Raw genomic sequence first — 24,233 nt, forward strand, 5'->3', positions numbered from 1 at the left:
GGTGTGGGACGCTATGGAGTCATGAGCGAGCCGCATTCCGTCCCCGACCAGTACATCCTCACGCTGTCATGTCCTGACAAGCAGGGCATTGTGCACGCCGTGTCGAGTTATCTGTTCATGACCGGCTGCAATATCGAGGACAGCCAGCAGTTCGGGGACCGCGACACCGGGCTCTTCTTCATGCGGGTGGCCTTCCGCGCCGTCTCGCCGGTGAAGGTGGAGGATCTGCGGGCCAGCTTCGCGGCGGTCGGCGAGTCCTTCCGGATGGACTGGGAGATCCATCGCGCCGATCGCAAGATGCGCATTCTGCTCATGGTCAGCAAGTTCGGGCACTGCCTGAACGATCTTCTCTTCCGGTCCCGGATCGGCGCGCTGCCGGTCGAGATCGCGGCCGTGGTCTCCAACCACACGGACTTCGAGGAGCTGGTCGGCTCCTACGGGATTCCGTTCCACCACATGCCCGTGACGAAGGACACCAAGCAGGAGGCCGAGGCCCGGCTGCTGGACCTGGTGCGTACGGAGCGTGTCGAGCTGGTGGTGCTGGCCCGCTATATGCAGGTGCTCTCGGACGACCTGTGCAAGGAGCTGTCGGGCCGGATCATCAACATCCACCACAGCTTCCTCCCGAGCTTCAAGGGCGCCAAGCCGTACCACCAGGCGCATGCGCGCGGGGTCAAGCTCATCGGGGCGACGGCCCACTATGTGACCGCCGATCTCGACGAGGGCCCGATCATCGAGCAGGAGGTCGAGCGCGTCGGCCATGAGCTGACCCCGGACCAGCTGGTGGCGGTCGGCCGCGATGTCGAGTGCCAGGCGCTGGCCCGCGCCGTGAAGTGGCACAGCGAGCGCCGGGTGCTGCTCAACGGCCACCGTACGGTCGTCTTCGGCTGACCCTTCGGGACCCCCTGGAACCCTTCGGGACCCCTTGGAACCCTTCGGGACCCTTCGGCCGACTCGGAAGTCGGGCGGCTCAGAGGCGCGAGAGGGACGCGGCGGCGAAGAGGACGTCCCGGATCGCCTCGGTGTCCCCGGACAGGCCCGCGGCCGCCTCCTGGGGCGGCACATGCCCGGACGCCAGCAGGTAGAACGCCTCCTGGTCCAGGGCGATCGTCGCCACCGCCTCCTCCGGTGAGGCCACCGCCGCCGGGGAGTCCAGCGCGATGTACCAGTCGCCGCCGCCCGTGCCCTCCACCTGCAGATGGAGCGTACGGCCCGGGGTGCCCGCCTCGACCAGCCGGCGGGGCGGGGCCGCGAGCCCGGCCCGGCGCCGCTCGGCCAGTGTCCCCGGAAGCAGCCGGGCACACAGGTCGATCATGGCTCTGAGGTGGGCGGAGGCCGGTGGTTCATAGGGGTAGTCGATGGCCTCGGCGATGTCCCCGGCGTGCACCCAGCATTCGAGGGCACGGTCGAGGAACGCGTCGCGGATCGGCAGCGCGAAGTCCCCGTACGGCACGTCGAGCTCCGCGACCCCGCGCCCGGCGAAGGACACCGTACGGACCAGGGCATGGCCCTGCTCACGCCACAACTCCCGTACCGCCCCGGGCGGACCGGCCCCGTACGAGGCGCCGGGCTCGTGGTGCCAGTACGCCTCCGTACGGACCTGGGGCGAGCGGGGGGCGTCGGCGCCGAGCGGATCGGGGAGGCCGAGGGAGGCGGCGATGATGCCGTCCACGACCATCAGATGGCCGATCACCCCGGCGACGGTGGTGTCCCGGCCGGTGAGCCGCCGTCCGTCGAACCACTTCAGCCGCACCGGCGCACGCCACTCGGCCTCGCCCATGTCGCGCAGCAGCGCGTCCAGCCGGGCGGCCTCGGCGTCGTACGCACCGGCCCAGCCGGGCATGGGTATCCGGGCCGGACGGCGGCCCAGACAGCCCGCGAGCACCCGGGAGCGGAGCATCGGATCGAGGTCCAGGCTGTGCTCGGTGTGCAGCAGCCCGACGGCGTCGCGCAGCCGCAGCGCCTCCTCGGCGCAGGAGGGGCAGTGGTTGAGATGCGCCTCGACGGCGGCGGTCTCCTCCGGCGAGCACGCGGTCAGCGCCCAGGCGCCGAGCAGCGAGCGCAGCAGATCGTGCGAGAGCGGATGCGCCGCCGAGGGCGTGGGCGCCGCCAGCGGCGCGACCGGTGGTGCGGCCAGCGGCGCGACCCGTGGTGCGGCCGGGGGCGCGACCTGTGGTGCGGGCGCGGGCAGGGGCGCGGAGGCGGGCGGCTCCGGCGCCGGGTCCGGTGCCGGGTCGCGGCTCAGGGCCGGTTCCTGGCCGGGGTCCGGGGTCGGCTCCTGGTCGGGGTCGGGACCCAGGGTGGGGTCGCCCGGTTCGCGGCGAGGAGCGGGCTCCGGCTCCGGGTTCGCGGCCGGTTTCGGGGCGGGCTCCGGTGCCCGTCCCGCCGGTGTCTCGGCGGCGGTGGGCGGGCGCGGGGCGGGGATGCCGCCGTCCAGGGCGCCCGGCCAGTGGCCGCTGTCCTCGGCGGCCGACCGCGGCGGCGGTATGCGGGGTGGCCCGGCGGGGTGGGACGGCAGACCCGGATCGCTGCCCCGTCCGGGCCCGTCTCTTCCGTCCCCGTCCCCGGGGCCGGAGCTCTCGCCGTAGGCGTCGTCGTACGGGTCCGGCCCGCCGCGCCCGGTCACAGCGCCCGTCCGTAGCCGGGAGGCGAGACCGCGCGGGGCGGCTGGACATGGGCCGTGGAGAGCAGCTGGAGGCCCAGCCGGAGGCGGCGCCTGGCCTCGTCCTCGGTCACCCCGAGGGCGGCCGCGGCCTCGCGGTAGTCGCGGCGGTCGAAGTAGGCCAGTTCCAGGGCGGCCCGCAGCGGGGCGGGCATCGAGGTGACGATGTAGTCGGCACGGGCGGCCACGGACACCTCGCGGATCCGCTCCTCCAGGGCCTCGGCCGTGAGCGTGCCCCCGTCGACCGGGGCGGTCTGCGACTCGCGCAGTCGGTGCACCGCCTGGCGCTGGGTGAGCATGGCGATCCAGGCGCGCAGCGAGCCCTGCTGGGGGTCGTAGGCGTCCGGGTTCTCCCAGACGTAGCCGAAGACTTCCCGGGTGACGCGGTCGGCGGCGGTCTCGTCCTCCAGGACCCGATGTGCGAGATTATGGACAAGTGACGCGAATCGGTCATAAAGCTCGGCGAGTGCGGCCGCTTCGCCGCGTGCCAGACGCTGTTGCATCCTGCGGTCCCAGCGGGGCGGTGCGTCATTCGCCATGCGGCCCCCATTCCCGAGTCGTCCGGCCGGCCCTGCAGGCACTATGCCCACGTTCATATCGAATGTAATGCCGGTTGCTCACACAACACGCGTCCATCAGGCAAAGTGCGCGAGAAACCGGCCGCGCATGGTATTGGCGTGGTCGCTTTGCGCAGCAACGGGGAGACGAAACGCTTCGGCGCGGCATAGGGTCGTCCCTCAAGGCGTATGCCTGGGGGAGTTTCATGCGCCGACGGGCGGGCAGCCGCCCGTGAACAGCAAATTCCGGTTAGGGGCGAGCGAAGGGCTTCGGGCGCGTGACGTTGAAGGTGATGGAGGACCGGCGGGGGGAGTGGGTCGTTCTCCAGGTCTCGGGAGAGATGGACCTGGTGACCTCGCCCGCAGTCCGGCAGCACATCCACGACGCGGTCGCCGAGGGCCGCCACTGGCTGGTTCTGGACCTCTCGGAGGTTCGCTTCTGCGATTCCAGCGGGGTCGGCGTACTGATCGCGGCGCGTCGGCTGATGCGGTCGTGTTCGGGTCGGCTGCGGCTGATCCTGCCGCCGCAGGACGCCGCGCACGGGTCGCATGTGCACCGGGTGCTGGCGGCCCTGGGGGTGCGGCGGCTGTTCGACGTCTACCCCGACCTGGGAGCCGCCACGGAGCTGGACGGGGACGACGAGGAGGCGGCCGACCCGCTGTCCGCCTAGGGGCTCCGCGGGACGTGCCGCGAGGTGCGGTCGTTCATCCGCGGCTGTGCCGTCCGTCCGCCCAGGCGCGCCCGTCTGTCCGTCCAGGCGCACTCGTCCGTCCAGGCGCGTTCGTCCGCCTCCCCGTTCCAGGGCTGTTCGTGGCCCGCTCATGCCGTTCCCGTGACGCGCGGGGTCTTGGGGAAGTCGGCCCGTACGACGAAGCCGCCCTCCTCCGTGGGTCCTGCCTCCAGTGTGCCGCCCAGTAGTTGGGCGCGCTCCCGCAGCCCGACCAGGCCGTGACCGCCGCCCGGCAGCCCCGGGGCCACGGCGGAGGCGTCGGGCGGGCCATTGCGCACCTCGACCCGCAGGCCCCCTGTCTCCTCCGCTTTCTCGGCCGCCTCGTGAGCCGCGCCGTGGGCCGCTGATGGGGCCGCCTCCTCAGCCGCCGTTTGAGCCGCGCCTTCGGCCTCCGCGTCGTTCACCCGTACCGTCACCCGCGCCCCCGGCGCGTGCTTGCGGACGTTGGTCAGCGCCTCCTGGACGATGCGGAAGGCGGCCCGTTCCACCGCCTCCGGATGGCCCGGGCGCCGTGTCGCCCCGTCCGTCTCGAAGCTGACGTTCAGCGCGCTCAGTTCGATCAGCCGGGGCAGATCCGCCAGCCGGGGCTGTGGGGTCAGCTCCTCGTGGTCACCGCCCGCCGCGCGCAGGATCCCGACCATATGGCGGAGTTCGTCCAGGGTCCGCACGGACAGCTCGCGGATCGTCCGCGCGCCCTCCCGCGCCTTCGCGTCCTCCGCGCTGATCTGCACCGCCCCGGCCTGCAGGCTGATGAGGCTGACCTGATGGGCGACCACGTCGTGCATCTCGCGGGCGAGCCGGGCGCGTTCGGTGGACAGCACCTGCTCGGCGATCAGCTCGTCCGCATGGCGGCGGCTGCGGGTCAGATCCTCGATCCGGGCGGCGAGTTCCCCGCGCGTACGCACCAGGAGGCCCAGTGCGATGGGCCCCACCGAGGTCACGCACGCGTCGATGAGGGTGAGGGTGTTCTCCCGGTACGCGGTCGGCTCGAAGTCGGAGACCGGCCAGGGGATGAAGTGCGCGGCGGCCAGCAGCAGCGCGGAGATCCCCAGCAGCCGGTGGTTGGGGCGGAGCCGGGCCACCGTGTAGAGGGCGATCATCGGCGCGAACCAGACGTAGCCGATGAGGATTCCCGGCAGCGTGATCAGGAAGACCAGCGCGGGCAGCCGCCGGCGCACCAGCAGCGCGGCGGCCGCCGCCAGCGAGACGTTGAGCTCCAGCCCGAAGGTGACGCCGTTGACGAGCAGCGCGTCGGCCACCGCGAGGAGGACGGGGACGATCAGCGACCCCCAGCGCATGACCCGGCGCGGCGGCCGCCACCGGCCGGCGGAGACGGACGGCGGCGAGGAGGCGGAGGGGGCGGAGGAGGCGGGTGCGGGGGACGGCGCCGGGGGCGCGCCCGGCGTGCCCGGTGTGTCCGGCGAGGAACTCCGGGGCGGCAGCGGGGAGACGGTCATCGGGCGCCGCCTATCGGCGGCCGGCTGGTGACGAGCCCGGCGCGGTCGGCGACGATCGCGGCCTGGACGCGGTTGAGCCCGCCCAGCTTGCCGAGCACCGCCCGCACATGGTCCTTGACGGTGCTGGGCGCCAGCCCCATCCGCTCGGCGATCTGGGGATTGGCCAGTCCCTCGCCCAGCAGGGCCAGCACCTCGCGTTCGCGCGGGGTGAGCGCCTCGACGGCCTCGGCGGCCGTGGTCTCCGCCTCGGCGGCGAGATAGCCGCCGATCACGGCGCGGGTGACGGCCGGGTCGAGGACGCTGCCGCCCTCGGCGAGGGTGCGTACGGCCCGTACGAGCTGTTCCGGATCGGTGTCCTTGAGGAGGAAGCCCGCGGCTCCGGCGCGCAGCGCGGCCGCGAGGTACTCCTGGACGTCGAAGGTCGTCAGCATGGCCACGGCGGGGGAGCGGGGCGCGGCCCGCAACTGTCTGAGCACGGTGAGCCCGTCGGCATCCGGCATCCGGATGTCGAGGAGGACCACATCGGCCTTACTGCCCAACACCGTGGCCACCGCGGAGGCTCCGGAACATTCCGCCACCACGTCGATGTCCGGGGCCGTGCCCAGGATCAGTCGCAGACCGGATCGTACGAGCGCTTCGTCGTCCACAACAGCAACACGAATCACCGGCCGCTCCCTCACCTCAGCTGTCATGCCCATTGCCCGGACAGCCTGCCTCATCGGAGAGCGAATATGGAGTGGTTGGCTCCGTCAGTGGGCGGGAACACCCCCGCCGACCGGCGGGGGTGACGGACGCCCAATGGTGGATTTCCCCGGCGGCCGCGGCCGGGCAGAGTGGATCTCAAGCCGCATCACCCCGTGGGGTCGTCCCGAAACCCCAGCCCCGTGAACGCGCCGGAGTGCCTCCCGATGCGCGGTCGGCGGAAACGGCAGGCGGAGTGTTGCCGCGGTCAGGCCGCCGCGACCCCCACACGCGGCGGCCTGACTCGTTTCTCCGATCGCCCGCCATGTGGTGCGCCCCGACCAGGCGCTCCACCGGCGCCCCGGGCGCCGGTCTCCGACCGGTGGCCCAGGCGCCGCCCGGCCCCCCGAGAAGGTACGGGGAGGGGCCGGGTGGGCGGTCGGCGGGGGGCGGGGAGGGCCGATGGACGCCTCACATGGGGGGCTCGGCGGGGGCCGGGCCCAGGGTGGTGGTGCCGGGCGCGGCGCGGTGGCCGAGCCCGGTGCGGTAGGCGTCCATCGCGGCCTCCAGGCGGCCCTCCCGGCGCAGCAGATCGCCCAGCAGCCGGCACAGGTCGGCCAGGTCACCGGCCGCGCCGGTGCGTTCGAGCAGGGACAGCGCCGCGCAGTAGTGCTCCTCCGCGGCCTCGGCGTCGCCCCGTTCGTCCGCGATCAGGCCCAGCAGCCGGTGGGCGCCGCCCGCGTGGACCGCGCCGCGGTCCGCGGTCAGCCCGACCTCGTCGGCCGCGGCCTCCGGCTCCCGGGGGGCGTCCGCGGCCCCCTCGGCGGGGGTGCGGGCCAGCAGCGGCAGCAAGAGGGCCTCCGCGTCGGCCGTACGGCCGCGTCGGCGCAGTACGTCCGCCAGCTCGACCTCGACCTGCACGGTGAACAGCGCGGCCCGCTTGGAGGCCAGCATGTCCCGGGCGGTGCGCAGTTCGCGCTCGGCGCGCTCCAGATTGCCGTCCTGGGCGTGCACATAGCCGCGCATCCAGTGGCAGTGCGCCAGGTCGGTGTGGATGCGCAGCTGCTCGTACAGCTCCTGCGCCTTGGCCAGGGAGGCGTCGGCCTCGGCGGTGCGCCCCTCGGCGATCAGGGTGCGGGCCACCCCGCGGTGCATCCGGGCGATGAGCCCCGGGTCGTCCACGCTCGGGGCCAGCGCGAGCGCCAACTCGGCGGCGCGTACGGCACGGGCGTGCGCCCCCATGTCCATATAGGGCGCGATGGCCGCCGTATAGAGCAGCAGCAGTGCGTACGGATCGTGCAGCCCGGAGGCGTTGAGCTCGTCGATGGCGCTCTCCAGCAGATAGCAGGAGTAGCGCAGTTCGCCCGCGAGGAGATGGGCCACCGCCCGGCCGCGGATCGCGGGGATCCGGCGGGGCAGCGGCTCCCCGGCGAGCAGCCGCTCCACGGCCTCGAAGTGGTCGCGGGCGACGGTGAGTTCACCGGTCTCCAGCGCGCAGTCGCCGAGCCCCAGCAGGGCCGCCCCCCGCTCCTCGGCGAACCCGAGCCGCTCCGCCTCGTCGCGCACCTCCGCGAAGAGCTCGGCCGCGTCCTCGGCGGCGCCGGTGGCCAGGGCCCGCCGGGCGTCGGTGACGGCGGCGCGCAGCCGTGTGGCGTCACGGGGTGAGCGGCCGGTGGTCAGCTCCTCGTAGCTGACGCCCAGCCGGTCCGCGAGATGGCGCAGCGCGGCCTCGGAGGGGCGCACCTTCCCGGCCTCGAGGGTGGAGACATAGGCGGCGGTGTAGGCGGGTTCGGCCAGCTGCCGCTGGGTGAAGCCGCGTTCCGTACGGAGTCTGAGAACCCGGCGCCCTATCTCGGTGGTCGAATCCGCCCCCGCGGCCGCCCCCGTCACCGTTCCCGCCGTCCGCCCGTCACCGGCGCTTCTGTCGGCCACCGTGCCCTCTTCTCCCCGGCGGTAGCTTAAGCGCCGGGCTAATTTCATTTAACGTGAGGATTGAAGGATGCAGCAGGCAAGCACAGCGGTACCGGCCGGGCCGGGCGCCGTGACGACCGTCCGTCAGCCGGAACTGCTCCTCGCCGACTATCACTTCGACGTACCGCTCGACCATAAGGCTCCCGAGGGCGAGCTGATCCGGCTTTACGCACGAGAGGTCGTCGCCGCGGGGAAATCCGGTGCCGAGCGCGACCGGCTCCCCTGGCTGGTCTACCTCCAGGGCGGGCCCGGCTGCGGCGCGGACCGTCCGGTGGGCCGTTACGGCTGGCTGGACCGCGCGCTCGACGAATACCGGGTGCTCCTCCTCGACCAGCGCGGAACCGGCCGCTCCACCCCGGCCAACCGCCAGACCCTGCCGCTGCGCGGCGGCCCCGCGGAACAGGCCGAGTACCTCTCCCATTTCCGTGCCGACGCGATCGTCCGCGACTGCGAGCTGATCCGGCGCAGGCTGATCGGGGACCGCCCGTGGACCGTCCTCGGCCAGAGCTTCGGCGGCTTCTGCGCCGTGAGCTATCTGTCCCAGGCGCCCGAGGGGCTCGACGCGGTCCTGATCGCCGGCGGACTGCCCGCGATCGGCCCCGGCACCGACGTGGACGCCGTCTACCGGACCGCCTATCCGCGGATGGAGCGCAAGACCCTCGCCCACTACGCCCGCTATCCGCGGGACGCGGACACCGTCCGGGCCCTGGTGCGGCATCTGGCCGACCACGAGGAGGTCCTGACGGACGGGTCCCGGCTCACCGTCCCCGCCCTCCAGCAGCTCGGCTTCCTGCTCGGCACCGGCGACGGATCGCACCGGCTGCACTACCTCCTGGAGGACGCGTTCGTCCCCACCGCCGACGGGCCGCGGCTGAGCGACGCCTTCCGCGAGCAGGCGGCGGCCGTCCTCTCGCGCGCCGCCACCCCGCTCTACAGCCTCCTGCTGGAGGCGACCTACGCCCAGGACGGCCGGGCCACGAACTGGTCCGCGGAGCGGGTCCGCGCCGAATTCCCCGCGTTCGACGCCGGTAAGGCGGTCACGGAGGACCGCCCGGTGCTCCTTACGGGCGAGACGGTGCACCCCTGGATGCTGGACACCCACGCCGCGCTGCGTCCGCTGCGCGAGACCGCCGAGCTGCTCGCCGCGCGCACCGGCTGGGGCCCGCTGTACGACACCGAGCGGCTGGCCCGTAACACCGTGCCGGTGGCCGCCGTGATCTACCACGACGACCTGTACGTGGACACGGGGCACTCCCTGGCCACCGCGCGGGCGATCCGGGGCCTGCGCACCTGGGTGACGGACGAGTTCGAGCACGACGGGATCCGGGCCGGTGGCCGCCGGGTGCTGGACCGGCTGTTGTGGCTGGTGCGTGACGCGAGGGGATGAGGAGCGGTGGCGGCCCCACATGGTTGTGCGGCGCCCGGTTTCCTAGCCACTTCCCTAATTACCATTGCCCACGACCCCCGGACCCCTTAGGTTGAGCGGCGAATTAATCCTGCTTAACTGGCCGCTTATCGCGAAGACTTGGGGAGTCACCGTGCGCAGACGCATACGGAGCCGCATACGCAGCCGCATCTCCCTGCGCACCGCGGCCGCCGCCGGAGGCATCGTCCTGGCGGCGGCCGCAGCCATGACCGGGCCGGCCACCGCCTCGCCCGGAGCGGCCGGCCCGCGGTGGGCGGCCGGTTCGTCCGGCCCGGCCGACGCGGCCTCCTCGCAGCGCGCCCTGGACGTGGAGTACTTCACCGGGCCGGGCGCCCACCCCCGCCACACCGAGGTCCCGGCGGCCGCCCCCGAGCGGCTGAACCGCGCCGCCCGCTCGCTGTCCGCCAAGGAGGCCGCCGCCGACGGCAAGGTCACCTCGCTCATCGGCAACGGCACCACGGCCGACAAGCTGGACGTCGTCTTCATCGGCGACGGCTACACCGCGGGCCAGCAGGCGGACTTCCAGGCCGACGCGCGCTCCAAGTGGGACCAGATGTCCGCCGTGCAGCCGTACGCCTCGTACAAGGACCTCTTCAACGTCTGGACCGTGGACGCCGTCTCCAACCAGTCCGGCGTCTCCGGCGACCCGTCCAGGGACGTCGTCAAGGACACCGCCCTCGGCTCGTACTTCTGGTGCGACGACATCGAGCGGCTGCTGTGCGTCGACACCGCCAAGGTCGAGTCGTACGCGGCCAAGGCGCCCGCGGCCGATCTCGTGGTCGTCCTGGGCAACTCCACCAAGTACGGCGGCGCGGGCTACACCCTCACCTCGCAGGTCGGCTACGACGGCATCGCCACCGCCTCCTCCGACCACGCCGACTCCGACCAGATCGCGGTCCATGAGACCGGCCACTCGCTCGGCAAACTGGCCGACGAGTACTTCTACCCGGAGTACGGCACCTACACCGGTGCCGAGCCCGACGAGGGCAACGCCACGAAGCTGACCGCGGCGCAGATGACCGCCCAGCAGAAGAAGTGGTACCGCTGGATCGGCCAGACCTCGCCCGACGGCGGCACGGTCGGCGCCTACGAGGGCGGCCGCTACTACCCCAAGGGCATCAACCGCCCCACCGACAACTCGATCATGCGCACCCTGGGGCGGGAGTTCAGCCTCCCCGGCCGCGAGGCGATGATCGCGGGCTTCAACCGCCACGCCAGCGTGCTCAGCAGCCGTACGGCCACCACCACCGCCCTCAAGCGGTCGGCGGGCATCCAGGTGAGCGTCCCCAAGAGCGCGTCGCTGAAGTGGTACGTGGACGGGGTGGAGGTCACCGCCGCGAACGGTAGGACGAGCGTCACCCCGGCCACGCTGGGCGTCCCGGGCGACGGGGAGACCCACACCGTCACCGCGAAGGCGACGGACGGCACGAAGGCGGTGAAGGACCCGGCACTGCGCAAGCTGCTGACGGACTCCCGCACCTGGAAGGTCACGAACTGACCCTTCCGACCCCCTGACTGGCCGCCCCGTGGACCCCCGCCGCGGGGCGGCCCCAGCCCCACTTTTGAGGCTCGGTTCGCCTCAAGATCCAACAGGCCGGAAGCGCTACGGCGCCCATCGGCTCACCCCAGCGCCCATGGGAGGTGTCCCCGGAGGGAGACCCAATCGACCGGAAGGGCGAAGGTGCCCGATGGGGGGCGGCCGCGGTCCGCCCCCTTTAACATCGGCGTGATCTACGTTCCTCCATGCCGCGCCGATGCTCAATCGCCCGTAAGGGCGGCTCCGCGGTCCGGTGTTCGAGGGCTTCGGCGGGGTGAGGCAAGATGAGCCCATGGGTACCGGGGGAGAAGGCCGTCTGATCGCCAACCGCTACCGGCTGGGCACGCGGCTCGGACGCGGCGGGATGGGCACGGTCTGGCGGGCCGTCGACGAGCTTCTGGGCCGTGATGTCGCGGTCAAGGAACTCCATGTGGACGAGGGGCTCACGGCCTTCGACTCGCAGCTGCGCGGCGAGCGCACCCTGCGCGAGGCCCGGACCGTCGCACAGATCAAGCATCCGAACGTGATCGTCCTCCACGATGTGATCGAGGAGGACGAATGCGCCTGGATCGTCATGGAGTTGGTCGACGGGCTCTCGCTCGCCGACCGGCTGAGCGCGCACGGCCCCGTCGGAGCGCGTGAGGCCGGGCGGATCGCGGCCGCGCTGCTGGACGCCCTGCGGGCCGCGCACGCGCGCGGGGTGCTGCACCGGGACATCAAGCCCGCCAATGTGCTGGTGGAGTCCGGCACCGGCCGGGTCGTGCTGACGGACTTCGGGATCGCGCAGGTCACCGGGTCCACCACGATCACCGAGACCGGCTCGTTCGTGGGCTCGCCCGAATACACCGCGCCGGAGCGGATGTCGGGGCGGCGCACCGGGCCGGAGTCGGACCTGTGGTCGCTCGGGGTGCTGCTCTGCACGCTGGTGGGCGGTGAATCCCCGTTCCACCGCGAGTCCCTGGCCGCGGTGCTGCACGCCGTCGTCTTCGACGAGATCCCCCTGCCGGAGGCGGCCGGACCGCTGAAGCCGGTCATCGAGGGGCTGTTGCGGCGGGACCCGGAGGAGCGGCTGAGCGGCGACGAGGTCGAGCGGATGCTGCGGATGGCCCAGGAGGTGGGCGACACCCCGGAGATCCCCCTGGAGTACACCCCGACCCAGCCCAGCGTGCCGATCGGGCCCGACGGCCGGGGCTCTTCGGCGTTCGTGCCCGCTCCCGTTCCCGTCCCCGAGCCCGCTCCCGTCCCCGAGCCCGCTCCCGTCCCTGCCCCCGCCCCGGCGGCCGCGCCCGCGTCCGCCTCGGTTCCGGCGGCCGCCCCGGCGGCCGGGTCCCGTTCGGATCGTGGCGGGCGCCGTCGTGCCGTCCTTACGGCGGCCGCAGCGGTGGTCGCGCTCGCCGGTGTGTCCGCGGGCGTCGTGGCGCTGCTGGACGACGGGGGCGGCGACGGGGGTACGGCGAAGGGCGGGGGTACGAGCCAGAGCGCCGACAAGGGGGGTGCGCGGAGCCCGAGTGCCCCCGCGAAGGCACCGCAGCGGCCCGTGAAGGACTCCGGCCCCACGGCCGACCCGTCGGCCCGGATCCCCGACGGCTATGAGCTGGTCAGCGACCCGCTCGGCTTCTCGCTCGCCGTGCCCGAGGGGTTCGCCCGCGAGTACAAGGCGCCCCGGGTCTACTACAACTCGCCCGGTATGGAGTTCCGGATCGGGATCCACGTCCAGGAGCAGAGCGCCGAGGGTCCGCTGGGGCTCAGCCGCGCGGCGGACGCCAAGGGCCCGCAGGACTATCCGGGGTACCGCAGCGGCCAGGTCATCGAGACGGAGCACAACGGCCGCCCCGCCGCCCTGTGGGCGTTCATCTGGAACGGCTCGGCCGACGACGGCGGCTCACGGCAGACATACGACCTGAGCTGGAACGAGAACGGGAAGATGTACGACCTGTGGCTGTCCGCCCCGGTTGGCGAGAAGTCCGTGGGTAAACAGCATTTCGACACCGCCGCCGCCACCTTCGCGCGCCCCGGCGCGGCGAACTGAACGGGGTCGCAACGGCTTTGTCACGAGCGTCCACGGCGGCTTCCCAGCGGTGGCGGAGGGTGCCGCACCCTGGGTAATGATGGGCGCATGACGAACGACGGGGGACGGGCGAACGAGCCCACCAGCTACAGCCTGCGGCCGCCGCACGCACCGGCCGCCCCGGTGCCGGCGCCCCAGCCGCCGCCCGAGGCGCCCGCGGCGTCCGAGGGTGCCCAGCAGCCGGAGGGGTGGGCCGGGGCGGCGGGGCCGGGGCGGGGCGCGTACGAGCCGACGCGGTTCGCCGATCCGCGCAGCGGCACCCAGCCGCCCGCCGGACAGCCATCCGCCGGAGAGCCATCCGCCGCAGAGCCGCCCGCCGGACGGCAACCCGCCCCCGGGGCCCAGGACTCGAACAGCGGGCGGCTCATCGGCGGCCGCTATCGGCTCGTCTCCCGCCTCGGCCACGGCGGTATGGGCACCGTCTGGCGGGCGCATGACCAGATCGTGGACCGCGATGTCGCGGTCAAGGAGCCGCGCGTCCCCGACGATCTCCCCGAGCGCGAGCGGCAGACCGTCTACCAGCGCATGGAGCGCGAGGCGCGCGCCGCGGCCCGGATCGACCATCCCTCCGTCGTCACCGTCCATGACGTGGTGGTCGAGGACGGCCGCCCCTGGATCGTGATGGAGCTGGTGCGCGGCCAGTCGCTGGGCGACCGGCTGATGGAGGGCACGCTGGATCCGCGCGAGGCGGCCCGGATCGGCCTGGCCGTGCTCGGCGCGCTGGCGGCGGCCCATGAGGCGGGCGTGCTGCACCGCGATGTGAAGCCGGACAATGTGCTGCTCGGCCGGAGCGAGCGGGTGGTGCTCACCGACTTCGGCATCGCGCAGATCGAGGGCGAGCAGCGGCTCACCGAGACGGGGGGCTTCGTCGGCTCGCCCGAGTTCATCGCGCCCGAGCGGGTGCTGGGCCAGCGGCCGGGGCCGGAGTCCGACCTGTGGTCGCTCGGTGTCGTGCTGTACGCGGCGGTCGAGGGCATGTCCCCGTTCCGCCGCTCCCACGCCCCCGCGACCCTCCAGGCCGTGCTCGGCTCCGAACCGCAGGTCCCCGCGCGGGCCACCGGGCCGCTCGCCACGCTGATCATGCAACTGCTGCGCAAGGACCCGGCGATGCGCCCGGCGGCGCCCGAGGTGCGGCAGGCCCTGGAAGCGGCGGCGCGGGAGCCGCAGTCGGTGCCCACCATGTTCGCGTCGGCCGGATTCGCGCCGGGCGGCGGGCAGTCCACCGGCGGCCGCTTCGTGCCGCCGATCCTGCACAGGAACCGTAAGGCGCAGCTCGGGTTGGGCGGTCTGGTGCTGGTGGTGGCCGCCGCCGTGGTGCTGGTGGTCATGAAGCCGTTCTCCCGCGAGGGGCTGCCGGCGGGCTGGACGGTCCGGGAGGAGCGCGATGTCGTGGGCGCGTCCCTGGCCGTGCCCGGCGAGTACCGGCGGGTCCAGGACGACAGCGACTCGGACAACCCGGTGGTCACCTACTACGACCCCAGCGGTGTCTTCACCGTGTCCCTGCGGCGCTCCACACCCGACGGCGAGAACGACCCCGCGAGCCTCGACGCGGCGGCCAACCAGATCGTCGCCTTCTACAAGGACGGCGGAGGGTCGACGGTCGAGGACGCCACGAGCGAGACGGCCAAGACCGAGCAGCAGGGGAAGGAGGCGCGGGACGTCACCACCTCGTATCTGCCGTACGGCACCAGCAGCAACAAGAACCCCATCCGCTACCAGAAGCGCGATCACCTCTACGTCAACAAGGCCAAGGTCGCGTGGGATCTGACGGTCTCCCTCCCCGCCGACGGCGACGCCCATGAGGAGGGCGCGAAGCTGTACGAGCGGATCGTGCGGAATCTGAAGATCGACAAGCTCTGAGGGAGTTGGGCGGGTCCGCCGGGGCCGCCGGACGAAAGTTGTTACCGCCGGGTACCCAAAGCCGCCGGGCGGGCCTACTCTCGCCCCCATGACGGACTCGCACATCACGCAGGGCGGCACCGGAAACCCGGTCGCCCCCGAAGGCACCCGTACCGCCGCCGACGTCGTCACTCCCGAGCTGATCACCCGGCTCACCCGGGGCGTCGGGGGCAGCGGTACCACCGTCAGCCACACCCCGTTCACCGGGGACGTCCTCGCCTCCGCCCTGCCCGAGTCCACCCCCGAGGACGTCGCCACCGCGTATGAGAACGCCCGCGCCGCCCAGCGCGCCTGGGCCGCCACCCCGGTCCGCCGGCGCGCCGCCGTCCTCCTGCGCTTCCACGATCTGCTGCTGCGCCGCCAGCCGGAGATCCTGGACCTGATCCAGCTGGAGACCGGCAAGACCCGGCTGCACGCCCAGGAGGAGGTCCAGGGCGTCACCATCGTGGCCCGTCATTACGGCCGTAAGGCGCCCGCCTATCTGCGCCCCAAGGGCCATCTGGGCGCGGTGCCCACCCTCACCAAGGTCACCGAACTGCGCCACCCGCGCGGCGTCGTGGGCCTCATAGCCCCCTGGAACTACCCCCTCCAGCTCTCCGTGGGCGATGCGATACCCGCCTTCGTGGCGGGCAACGCCGTGGTGATGAAGCCCGACACCGAGACCGCGCTGTCCGCCCTGTGGGCGCGCGAGCTGATGGTGGAGGCCGGACTCCCGGCCGGGGTGTGGCAGATCGTGATCGGGGACGGCCCGGTGGTCGGCCCCGCCGTGGTCGAGCACGCCGACTACGTGGCGTTCACCGGCTCCACCCGCACCGGCCGCGAGGTGGCCCAGGCCGCCGCCGCCCGCCTGGTGGGCTGCTCCCTCGAACTCGGCGGTAAGAACGCCATGCTGGTGCTGCGCGACGCCGACCTCGCCCGCGCGGTCGACGGCGCGGTGCGCGGCAGCTTCGCCTCCGCCGGGCAGCTGTGCATCTCCTTGGAGCGGCTGTACGTCCACGAGTCGATCGCGGACGCCTTCCTGGAGCGCTTCGTGGCCCGTACGAAGGCCATGCGGCTCGGCACCGCCCTCGCGTACGGGGCGGAGATGGGCTCGCTCGTCTCGGAGCGCCAACTGGAGACCGTCACCCGCCATGTGGACGAGGCCGTCTCCAAGGGCGCCACGGTGCTCGCCGGCGGCCGCGCCCGCCCGGACATCGGCCCGTACTTCTACGAGCCGACGATCCTGGACGGCGTGGAGTCCCCCATGGCCGTCTGTGCCGAGGAGACCTTCGGCCCGGTCGTCTCCGTCTACCGCTTCCGCGACGAGGGCGAGGCGATCGAGCGCGCCAACGCCACGTCCTACGGCCTGAACGCGAGCGTCTGGACCAAGGACGCCCGGCGCGGACGCGCGATCGCCACCCGCCTGCGCGCGGGCACGGTCAACCTCAACGAGAGCTACGCCGCCGCCTTCGGCAGCGTCGCCTCCCCCATGGGCGGCATGGGCGACTCCGGACTCGGCCGCCGCCACGGCTCCGAGGGCATCCTCCGGTTCACCGAGCCGCAGACCGTCGCCCAGCAGCGGCTGATGCCGCTCGGCCCGGCCTTCGGGATGACGGACGAGAAATACGCGGACTTCATGACCCGCAGCCTGCGCGCGCTCAAGGCACTGCGCCTGCGCTGACCAGCACAGTTCAAGGGAGGTACCCGTGTCAGGGGAGAAGTCTGCCCACAGCCGGGAGCGAGAGACCGGGCCCGATGAGGGTGAGTTCGACTACGACGTGATCGTGATCGGCTCGGGATTCGGCGGGTCGGTATCGGCCCTGCGCCTGACCGAGAAGGGCTATCGGGTCGGCGTCCTGGAGGCGGGCCGCCGCTTCACCCCCGAAACCCTGCCCAAGAGCTCCTGGGACCTCCGCAACTACCTCTGGGCCCCGGCCCTCGGCTGCTTCGGCATCCAGCGCATCCATGTGCTCGGCAAGGTCATGGTGCTGGCGGGCGCCGGGGTCGGGGGCGGCTCGCTCAACTACGCCAACACGCTCTACGTACCGCCCGAGCCGTTCTTCCGGGACCGCCAGTGGGGGCACATCACCGACTGGCAGGACGAGCTGCGCCCCTACTACGACCAGGCGCGGCGGATGCTCGGGGCGCGCCTCAACCACACCCTCACCCCCTCCGATGTCCACCTCAAGGCGGCCGCCGAGAAGATGGGCGTGGGGGACACCTTCCATATGGCGCCCGTGGGGGTCTTCTTCGGGGACGGCCACGACGCCGACGGCACCACGCGGGCCGAACCGGGCCGGGCCGTGCCAGACCCGTACTTCGGCGGCTCCGGTCCCACCCGTAAGGCGTGCACGGAGTGCGGTGAGTGCATGACCGGCTGCCGCCACGGCGCCAAGAACACCCTCAACGAGAACTATCTCCACCTGGCCGAGCGGGCCGGCGCCGTCGTCCACCCGATGACGACCGTCGTCGCCCTCCGCGACGATCCGCACGGCGGCTATACGGTCACCACCGTCCCCACCGACAACCGCCGTAAGGGCAAGCCGAAGGCGCTGCGCTCCCGGTACGTCGTCCTGGCCGCCGGTACGTACGGCACCCAGACGCTGCTGCACACGATGCGGGACAAGGGGCTGCTGCCGCGCCTCTCGGAGCGGCTGGGCATCCTCACCCGTACCAACTCCGAGGCCCTGGTGGGTGCGCAGACCACCGACCGCCGCTACCGCCGGGCCCGGGGCGGGGAGGAGCGGGCGGACTTCACCCGGGGTGTCGCGATCACCTCGTCCATCCACCCCGACGAGAACACCCATATCGAGCCGGTCCGTTACGGCAAGGGCTCCAACGCGATGGGGATGCTCTCCATCCTGCAGATCCCGCACGGCGGCCGGCTTCCGCGCTGGCTGCGCTTCCTGGGCGCCAACCTCCGCCATCCCAGCCTGGCCGTGCGCTCGCTGTCCAACCGCCGCTGGTCCGAGCGGACCATCATCGGCCTGGTCATGCAGACGCACGACAACTCGCTGACCACCTACCGCAAGCCGAAGGGGCCGGGGAAGGGGCTGCTCACCGCCCGCCAGGGGCACGGCGAGCCCAACCCCGACCACATCCCCGAGGGCGCCGAGGCGGCCCGCCACATCGCCGACTCGATCAACGGCTTCGCGGGCAGCAACGTGGGCGAGCTCATGGGCACTCCGCTGACCGCCCACTTCCTCGGCGGCTGCCCGATCGGGGCGTCCCCGGAGGAGGGCGTCATCGACCCGTACCACCGGCTCTACGGCCACCCGGGCATCCATGTGGTCGACGGCGCCGCCGTCTCGGCCAACCTGGGCGTCAACCCGTCCCTGACCATCACGGCCCAGGCCGAGCGGGCGATGTCCCTGTGGCCCAACAAGGGCGAGCCCGACCCCCGCCCGGCCCCCGAGGCGCCGTACGAACGCCTCCAGCCCGTCCCGCCGGGCAGCCCCGCCGTACCGGCGGACGCCTTCGGCGCCCTGCGGCTCCCGCTGCTGCCGGTGCCGAAGGTCCCGCCGGGCCCGGCGGCCTGAGCGGAGGGGGCGGGGCGGGCCGGTGACCGGCCCGCCCCGCCCCTGGAAAACCGTCAGGCGCAGGACCGTCAGACGGTCGCGCGACGGCGGCGGACCACGAAGACCGCGCCTCCGCCCGCGGCCATCGCCACACCACCGATGAGCGCGATCATCGGCAGCGCCGAGGAGGAGCCCGTCTCGGCCAGGCTGCCCTGCGGGCTGATCTCCGTGTTGCCTTCCGGCTTGTGCGGCAGCGGCTTCTTGCCACCCTGCGGCTTCGGGTCGGCCGGCGGCACCTTGCCCGGCTCCGAACCCGCCTTCAGCACGTCGAACTCGTAGTACTCACCGGTCGAGTAGACGCAGTTGCCCTCGTCGTCCGCGTACACGCCGACGCTGATGGCGTAGCCGAAGCCCTCGGGCGCGCTCTTGGCGACGCTCAGCCGGAGGTCGACCTTGAGGGTCTCGTGCGGCCGCACGTCGGTGTAGCCGATGTAGCCCGCGCCCGCGTCGTTCTCGTCGGTGGAGATCGCCTTCCAGGCGCCGGTCTCGGGGTCCTTGTACTGCAGGGTCAGGTACTTGCCCGTCCCGTCGGGGGCGGACTCGTGCACCGTGCCCGCGAAGAGCCCGAAGTCGACCCGCTGGTAGCTGCGGTCCGAGTCGTTCTTCACCTGGAACGTGAAGCCGTGGAAGCCGCTGCCCGCCACGACCTTCGACGGCAGGCCGACCAGGGTCGTGCTGAGCTCCGGGTCCTCGTTGTAGTCCCCGTCGTCCGCGCACTCGTCACCCGGCTCGTCGGTCGGCCCGGTGGTCGGCGTGGCGGTCTCGGTGGGGGTGCCGGAGGGGCCGCCGGAGGGGTCGCCGGGGGTCGGAGCCTGCGTGGCGCTCGTGGACGGCGCCGGGGTGGTCGGCGTGGGCTCGGCGGTCGGAGTGGTCTCCGTCGGCGACGGCGACGGGTCCTGCGGGGACGGCGTGACCGTCTCGGGGGCGGACGGCGACGGGCTCTCGCTCGGCGACGAATCCGCGAAGGCAGCGGGCGCCGCCAGGAGCGCGGCAGGGGCTATGGCGGCCGTCGCTGCGGCAGCCGCCAAGGCGCGGCGTAGCTTCATGAAGACCTCTTCTGGGTCCGTACGTAGCCCCTGGGGGCGATACGCATGTGGAGGGCCGTCGCGGTGGGGCGCGGGATGGCCGTGCTTTGCACGTACATGACCAGGCGGATGGCCGAAAGGTTGCCTTCACGGTTGCTCACAGAATGGTCACAGAATCCGCCGCGGGTGCCCGGCCCGCACGTCATCACCCGTACGGCGCGTGACCGGCCCGCGCGGGGGCTCGTTGTGCCCGGTGCCGCGCCAGCCAGGAGCGGCCCGGAGAAAACCACGCGTGGCTCAGATCCGCCGAAGCGATGAGACGCGGCCCCTGTGGTGATTCAGGCGGCGCGTCGTGGGACCTCGCATCGGCGAGGTGACCGGTCGGCAGGGGACAGCAGCCCGGTCATCACCTCAAGGACGGTCGGTCCCGGGGACGCCTGGGGCCGACCGTATCCGGTCGAAACGGTTGCGCCCGGCGCTCCGCATCCACCACGATGCTGAGAGGGAGAACGCCCCCGGTCACACCCCGACATTGGTCCGACCACGCGGGCGTACGCCGTTCAGACACCCCTGACATACGGGCCCCAGAAGCCAGCGGCGCAACCCCCCGGCGCCGCCTCTCAGCACCGGCGCTGCCCTGACGCCGGTGCTGACCGCCTAGGGCCCCGGAGGCGCCCGCCCCGTTCGGGCGCCCCCGGGGCCCTTCGCTTGTCCGAGGGGCCCCGTCGCCCCGTGGGCAGGTCCTCCGCCGGGCTCTCCGCCGGGCTCTCCGCCCGGCCGGGAGACAGCGGTGTCAGACCCGGCCCCGGCACAGCTCCAGCAGCGTCATGGCGAGCGTCGTACCGGGCTTGCCCAGCCGCTGCCGGTAGCGGTCGAGGATCTCCATCTCGCGGGAGAGCTGCACCCGCCGCCCGCCCGACGCGATCCGCGCCTCCTGAATGGCGGCCGAGACGCCCATCCGCTCCCGGACGAGATCGAGGATCTGCCCGTCGAGGGCGTCGATCCGCTCCCGCGCGCTGCCGATCACATCCGCGGGCTTCGCGGTTTCGGTGGTCTCCGTGTTCTCCATGCTCTCCGCCGCCGTACTGCTGCCGCTCATGTCCGTATCTCCTGGTCCATGGTCGCGGAGCCCTGGAGTCCGGCAACGGCCCGGTGGAAAGACAGAGCGCCCCGGGCCTTTGCCGGCCCGGGGCGCCTGGGAAGTCGCTGTCAGTGTTTACGCAGCACGACCATGGCAGCCGGACGGGCCGGTGCCATAGGTAAAGACGAAGGTCATGTGCGTGGACATGGCGTCGATTATGAGCCCGTTAGAATCGAAAGTCCAAACCCGCGGTTCCGCCGCAGACGGTTCCACAGCACGCCACCACCGCCGGAAGGCCGCCGAAGTGCCATCAGCGTCCCCTGCTGCCGCCCCCGACACCGTCCTGGTCGTCGACTTCGGCGCGCAGTACGCCCAGCTCATCGCCCGCAGGGTCCGTGAGGCCCGGGTCTACAGCGAGATCGTTCCGTCCACCATGCCGGTGGCCGAGATGCTCGCCAAGAACCCCAAGGCGATCATCCTCTCCGGCGGCCCCTCGTCGGTCTACGCCGAGGGCGCGCCCTCGCTCGATCGCGCGATCTTCGAGGCGGGCGTCCCGGTCTTCGGCATGTGCTACGGCTTCCAGCTGATGGCCACGGCGCTCGGCGGCACCGTGGACAACACCGGGGCGCGGGAGTACGGCCGTACGGCGCTCACCGTCACCAAGCAGGGCTCGACGCTCTTCGCGGGCACCCCCGAGGAGCAGCAGGTGTGGATGTCGCACGGCGACGCCTGCTCCCAGGCCCCCGAGGGCTTCACCGTCACCGCGTCCACCGAGGTGGTCCCGGTCGCGGCCTTCGAATGCGATGAGCGCAAGCTGTACGGCGTACAGCACCACCCCGAGGTGATGCACTCCACCCACGGCCAGCAGGTGCTGGAGCACTTCCTCTACCGGGGCGCGGGTCTGGAGCCCACCTGGACCACCACCAATGTGGTCGAGGAGTCCGTGGCCGCGATCCGGGAGCAGGTCGGCACCAAGCGCGCGATCTGCGGACTGTCCGGCGGAGTGGACTCCGCGGTGGCCGCGGCCCTCGTCCAGAAGGCCATCGGCGACCAGCTGACCTGCGTGTACGTGGACCACGGCCTGATGCGCAAGGGCGAGTCCGAGCAGGTCGAGAAGGACTTCGTGGCCGCCACCGGCGTGCAGCTGAAGGTCGTCGAGGCCGAGGAGCGCTTCCTTACCGCGCTCGCCGGGGTCTCCGACCCCGAGGAGAAGCGGAAGATCATCGGCCGGGAGTTCATCCGGGTCTTCGAGCAGGCCCAGGCCGAGCTGGTGGCCGAGGCGGGCGCGGCCGGTGAGGCCGTGGAGTTCCTGGTCCAGGGCACCCTCTACCCCGACGTCGTGGAGTCCGGCGGCGGCACCGGCACCGCCAACATCAAGTCCCACCACAATGTGGGCGGGCTGCCCGACGACATCGAGTTCCAGCTCGTCGAGCCGCTGCGCCGGCTGTTCAAGGACGAGGTGCGGATGGTCGGCCAGGAGCTCGGCCTCCCGGACGAGATCGTCCACCGCCAGCCCTTCCCGGGCCCGGGCCTGGGCATCCGCATCGTCGGCGAGGTCACCAAGGAGCGCCTGGACCTGCTGCGCGAGGCCGACGCCATCGCCCGCGAGGAGCTGACCGCCGCCGGTCTGGACCGTGACATCTGGCAGTGCCCGGTGGTCCTGCTCGCCGACGTCCGCTCGGTCGGCGTCCAGGGCGACGGCCGCACCTACGGCCACCCGATCGTGCTGCGCCCGGTCTCCTCGGAGGACGCGATGACGGCCGACTGGTCGCGGCTGCCGTACGACGTGCTGTCGCGGATCTCCACCCGCATCACCAACGAGGTGGACCAGGTGAACCGGGTGGTGCTGGACATCACCAGCAAGCCGCCCGGCACCATCGAGTGGGAGTGACCGCCGCGCCCCCTCTGGGTCGGATGGTCATCTGATCGTCAAACGCCGACGCCGTCGCTCATTCGTTTGAGTGGCGGCGTCGGCGTTCGCGCTGGGTACTCTGACCGCAGAGGCGAGACTCCGTCCCATGGGAGCAATCATGAGCGCCGCACGCGAGTACGGGCTGGACGAGCAGTACGAGTGGGCCCGCCCGCCGCAGGGCGGCTGGACGGCGGACGACCTCGACCGGCTTCCGAATCTTCCTCCGCACACGGAGCTGATCGACGGGAGTCTCGTCCTCGTGAGTCCGCAGACCGCATTCCACGCACGTGCCATGCGACTATTCGAGTTCGCCCTGCTGGACCAGGCACCGGACGCGTTGGACGTCATGCGGGAGATGACGGTCAAGCTGGACGACATCAACCGCCTGGAACCCGATGTCTTGGTCCTTCAGGCCGGTGCGGATGCCGGGCCCCGCAACACCTGTTACAGGGTGGAGGATCTCGTGCTGGCCATCGAAGTAGTGTCGCTGGACTCCAAGGCGCGTGACCGTGAGGTCAAGCCACGCAAGTACGCCGGTGCGGGCGTGCCGCATTTCTGGCGGGTGGAGGACGACTGCGGCCTCCCCGTGGTCTACGTCTATGAGCTCGATCCCGCTGTTAAGGCGTACCAACCCGCCGGCGTTTACCACGACAAGCTCCGCCTGACCCTTCCGTTCCCCATCGAGATCGACCTCACCGCGATCAATCGCCGTAGGCCCTGACTCTGGCCTCCTGCGATACCCAGAGGTAGCTTCCGCTCCAGCACACCTGAGGAGCGGAGCTGCCGATGACGAACCAGCCGCAGACCCCCACCCCGATACCGACCGACCAGCTGCGGTTCACCATGCCCCCGCAGCACGCCTCGCCCCAGGACGAGCGCCGCTACCGCAAGGAGCGGCTGGCGGCGGCGCTGCGCCTGTTCGGGCGGTTCGGGTACGAAGAGGGGGTCGCGGGGCACATCACCGTGCGGGACCCGGAATTCACCGACTGCTACTGGGTGAATCCGTTCGGCATGCCCTTCGGCCACATCACCGTGAGCGATCTGCTCCTCGTCAATCAGGCGGGCCAGGTGGTGGAGGGGCGCTCCCACGTCAACCAGGCGGCCTTTGTCGTTCACTCTTCCGTGCATCAGGCGCGGCCGGACGTCGTGGCCGTCGCGCACAGCCGCTCGGTGCACGGCCGCGCACTGGCCGCGCTCGGCGAGCCGCTGGAGCCGATCACCCAGGAGGTCTGCGCGTTCTTCGAGGACCACGCGGTCTACGGGGGCACCACGGGGGTCGTCGTGGACGAGGAGGAGGGGCGCGCGATCGCCGCGGCGCTCGGCGGGTACAAGGCCCTCATCCTGCGCAATCGCGGTCTGCTGACGGTCGGGGACTCGGTCGACGCGGCCGCGTGGTGGTTCATCACGATGGAGCGGGCCGCCCAGGTGCAGCTGACCGCCAAGGCGTCGGGCAAGCCGGTGCCCATCGACTACGCCGACGCGATGCGGACGCGTGAACAGCTGGGAAACGATCTTGTGGCCTGGATCAACTACCAGCCTCTGTATCTGCAGATCACCCGCGATGAGCCGGACCTGCTGAGCTGACACCCTCCGCGGTGCGGCACAATCCCCTCTCAATACCTGTCAGTTGGGCGGTGCCGCGCGAACCCGCGGTCCCGTACGGAACGAG

General features: G+C 72.3%; 18 protein-coding genes. 11 read left to right on the top strand and 7 right to left on the bottom strand.

What is annotated here, in order from left to right; all coding sequences use genetic code 11:
* Positions 1-21: 21 nt before the first annotated feature.
* Positions 22-891: a formyltetrahydrofolate deformylase gene (gene purU, locus J8403_RS24510; RefSeq protein WP_211125038.1), complete on the top strand. Its 870-nt coding sequence runs from the start codon at positions 22-24 to the stop codon at positions 889-891.
* Between the two features lie 79 nt (positions 892-970).
* Here the strand turns inward: purU and J8403_RS24515 are convergent, their stop codons facing one another.
* Together J8403_RS24515 and J8403_RS24520 are read right to left on the bottom strand one after the other, a co-directional pair.
* Positions 971-2,626, bottom strand: coding sequence for a zf-HC2 domain-containing protein (locus tag J8403_RS24515; protein ID WP_211125039.1), 1,656 nt, complete (start codon positions 2,624-2,626; stop codon positions 971-973).
* Positions 2,623-3,201: a sigma-70 family RNA polymerase sigma factor gene (locus tag J8403_RS24520; RefSeq protein WP_059143609.1), complete on the bottom strand. Its 579-nt coding sequence runs from the start codon at positions 3,199-3,201 to the stop codon at positions 2,623-2,625. Before J8403_RS24520 ends, J8403_RS24515 begins: the two co-directional genes overlap by 4 nt.
* Before the next feature lie 311 nt (positions 3,202-3,512).
* Between J8403_RS24520 and J8403_RS24525 the strand changes: the two genes are divergently transcribed.
* Positions 3,513-3,890 carry an STAS domain-containing protein gene (locus J8403_RS24525; RefSeq protein WP_014061449.1) on the top strand — a complete coding sequence of 126 codons (378 nt, stop codon included), beginning with the start codon at positions 3,513-3,515 and terminating at the stop codon, positions 3,888-3,890.
* Between the two features lie 149 nt (positions 3,891-4,039).
* On the opposite strand, the gene J8403_RS24530 is transcribed toward J8403_RS24525, so the two are convergent.
* The 3 genes from J8403_RS24530 to J8403_RS24540 form a co-directional block, all read right to left on the bottom strand.
* Entirely contained in the window at positions 4,040-5,407 is a 1,368-nt protein-coding gene (locus J8403_RS24530) for a sensor histidine kinase (RefSeq protein WP_211125040.1), read from the bottom strand.
* A complete protein-coding gene (locus J8403_RS24535) occupies positions 5,404-6,072 on the bottom strand; it encodes a response regulator (protein WP_211125041.1) in 669 nt (222 codons plus the stop codon). The genes J8403_RS24530 and J8403_RS24535 overlap by 4 nt, the downstream gene beginning before the upstream one ends.
* Positions 6,073-6,559: 487 nt before the next feature.
* The gene (locus tag J8403_RS24540; RefSeq protein ID WP_211128407.1) at positions 6,560-7,978 is read right to left on the bottom strand and encodes a helix-turn-helix domain-containing protein; all 1,419 of its coding nucleotides are present in this window, start codon (positions 7,976-7,978) and stop codon (positions 6,560-6,562) included.
* 109 nt (positions 7,979-8,087) lie between these two features.
* Between J8403_RS24540 and J8403_RS24545 the strand changes: the two genes are divergently transcribed.
* The 6 genes from J8403_RS24545 to J8403_RS24570 all read left to right on the top strand — a co-directional run bounded on the left by J8403_RS24545 (position 8,088) and on the right by J8403_RS24570 (position 18,507).
* Entirely contained in the window at positions 8,088-9,446 is a 1,359-nt protein-coding gene (locus tag J8403_RS24545) for an alpha/beta fold hydrolase (protein ID WP_211125042.1), read from the top strand.
* Positions 9,447-9,597: 151 nt separating this feature from the next.
* Positions 9,598-10,983 carry a M64 family metallopeptidase gene (locus J8403_RS24550; RefSeq protein ID WP_211125043.1) on the top strand — a complete coding sequence of 462 codons (1,386 nt, stop codon included), beginning with the start codon at positions 9,598-9,600 and terminating at the stop codon, positions 10,981-10,983.
* Between the two features lie 331 nt (positions 10,984-11,314).
* Positions 11,315-13,051: a serine/threonine-protein kinase gene (locus tag J8403_RS24555; RefSeq protein WP_211125044.1), complete on the top strand. Its 1,737-nt coding sequence runs from the start codon at positions 11,315-11,317 to the stop codon at positions 13,049-13,051.
* An 87-nt stretch (positions 13,052-13,138) separates the two neighbouring features.
* Entirely contained in the window at positions 13,139-14,950 is a 1,812-nt protein-coding gene (locus tag J8403_RS24560) for a serine/threonine-protein kinase (protein ID WP_211125045.1), read from the top strand.
* 88 nt (positions 14,951-15,038) lie between these two features.
* The gene (locus J8403_RS24565) at positions 15,039-16,649 is read left to right on the top strand and encodes a succinic semialdehyde dehydrogenase (protein ID WP_211125046.1); all 1,611 of its coding nucleotides are present in this window, start codon (positions 15,039-15,041) and stop codon (positions 16,647-16,649) included.
* Between the two features lie 25 nt (positions 16,650-16,674).
* Positions 16,675-18,507, top strand: coding sequence for a GMC oxidoreductase (locus J8403_RS24570; RefSeq protein WP_281427946.1), 1,833 nt, complete (start codon positions 16,675-16,677; stop codon positions 18,505-18,507).
* Between the two features lie 68 nt (positions 18,508-18,575).
* Here J8403_RS24570 and J8403_RS24575 read toward each other — a convergent pair whose 3' ends face one another.
* Both J8403_RS24575 and J8403_RS24580 read right to left on the bottom strand, forming a co-directional pair.
* Complete coding sequence (locus tag J8403_RS24575; RefSeq protein WP_211125047.1) at positions 18,576-19,592, bottom strand: LAETG motif-containing sortase-dependent surface protein; 1,017 nt, start codon at positions 19,590-19,592, stop codon at positions 18,576-18,578.
* A 772-nt stretch (positions 19,593-20,364) separates the two neighbouring features.
* Positions 20,365-20,670 carry a chorismate mutase gene (locus tag J8403_RS24580; protein ID WP_211125048.1) on the bottom strand — a complete coding sequence of 102 codons (306 nt, stop codon included), beginning with the start codon at positions 20,668-20,670 and terminating at the stop codon, positions 20,365-20,367.
* 286 nt (positions 20,671-20,956) lie between these two features.
* On the opposite strand from J8403_RS24580, the gene guaA reads away from it, so the two are divergent.
* The 3 genes from guaA to J8403_RS24595 all read left to right on the top strand — a co-directional run bounded on the left by guaA (position 20,957) and on the right by J8403_RS24595 (position 24,148).
* Positions 20,957-22,543, top strand: coding sequence for a glutamine-hydrolyzing GMP synthase (gene guaA / locus J8403_RS24585; RefSeq protein WP_211125049.1), 1,587 nt, complete (start codon positions 20,957-20,959; stop codon positions 22,541-22,543).
* Between the two features lie 139 nt (positions 22,544-22,682).
* Positions 22,683-23,285 (top strand): Uma2 family endonuclease, encoded by a 603-nt coding sequence (locus tag J8403_RS24590; protein WP_211125050.1) that lies wholly within the window; start codon positions 22,683-22,685, stop codon positions 23,283-23,285.
* 65 nt (positions 23,286-23,350) lie between these two features.
* Positions 23,351-24,148, top strand: coding sequence for a class II aldolase/adducin family protein (locus J8403_RS24595; RefSeq protein ID WP_211125051.1), 798 nt, complete (start codon positions 23,351-23,353; stop codon positions 24,146-24,148).
* Positions 24,149-24,233 lie beyond the last annotated feature (85 nt).

Origin of the sequence: Streptomyces yatensis (assembly GCF_018069625.1) — a bacterium.
GTDB lineage: Bacteria > Actinomycetota > Actinomycetes > Streptomycetales > Streptomycetaceae > Streptomyces > Streptomyces yatensis.

Coding starts and splice junctions, on each gene's coding strand:
- J8403_RS24560 (WP_211125045.1), top strand. CDS start 13,139: ATGACGAACGACGGGGGACGGGCGAACGAGCCCACCAGCTACAGCCTG.
- purU (WP_211125038.1), top strand. CDS start 22: ATGAGCGAGCCGCATTCCGTCCCCGACCAGTACATCCTCACGCTGTCA.
- J8403_RS24530 (WP_211125040.1), bottom strand. CDS start 5,407: ATGACCGTCTCCCCGCTGCCGCCCCGGAGTTCCTCGCCGGACACACCG.
- J8403_RS24580 (WP_211125048.1), bottom strand. CDS start 20,670: ATGAGCGGCAGCAGTACGGCGGCGGAGAGCATGGAGAACACGGAGACC.
- J8403_RS24590 (WP_211125050.1), top strand. CDS start 22,683: ATGAGCGCCGCACGCGAGTACGGGCTGGACGAGCAGTACGAGTGGGCC.
- J8403_RS24575 (WP_211125047.1), bottom strand. CDS start 19,592: ATGAAGCTACGCCGCGCCTTGGCGGCTGCCGCAGCGACGGCCGCCATA.
- J8403_RS24595 (WP_211125051.1), top strand. CDS start 23,351: ATGACGAACCAGCCGCAGACCCCCACCCCGATACCGACCGACCAGCTG.
- J8403_RS24525 (WP_014061449.1), top strand. CDS start 3,513: ATGGAGGACCGGCGGGGGGAGTGGGTCGTTCTCCAGGTCTCGGGAGAG.
- J8403_RS24545 (WP_211125042.1), top strand. CDS start 8,088: ATGCAGCAGGCAAGCACAGCGGTACCGGCCGGGCCGGGCGCCGTGACG.
- J8403_RS24520 (WP_059143609.1), bottom strand. CDS start 3,201: ATGGCGAATGACGCACCGCCCCGCTGGGACCGCAGGATGCAACAGCGT.
- J8403_RS24565 (WP_211125046.1), top strand. CDS start 15,039: ATGACGGACTCGCACATCACGCAGGGCGGCACCGGAAACCCGGTCGCC.
- J8403_RS24555 (WP_211125044.1), top strand. CDS start 11,315: ATGGGTACCGGGGGAGAAGGCCGTCTGATCGCCAACCGCTACCGGCTG.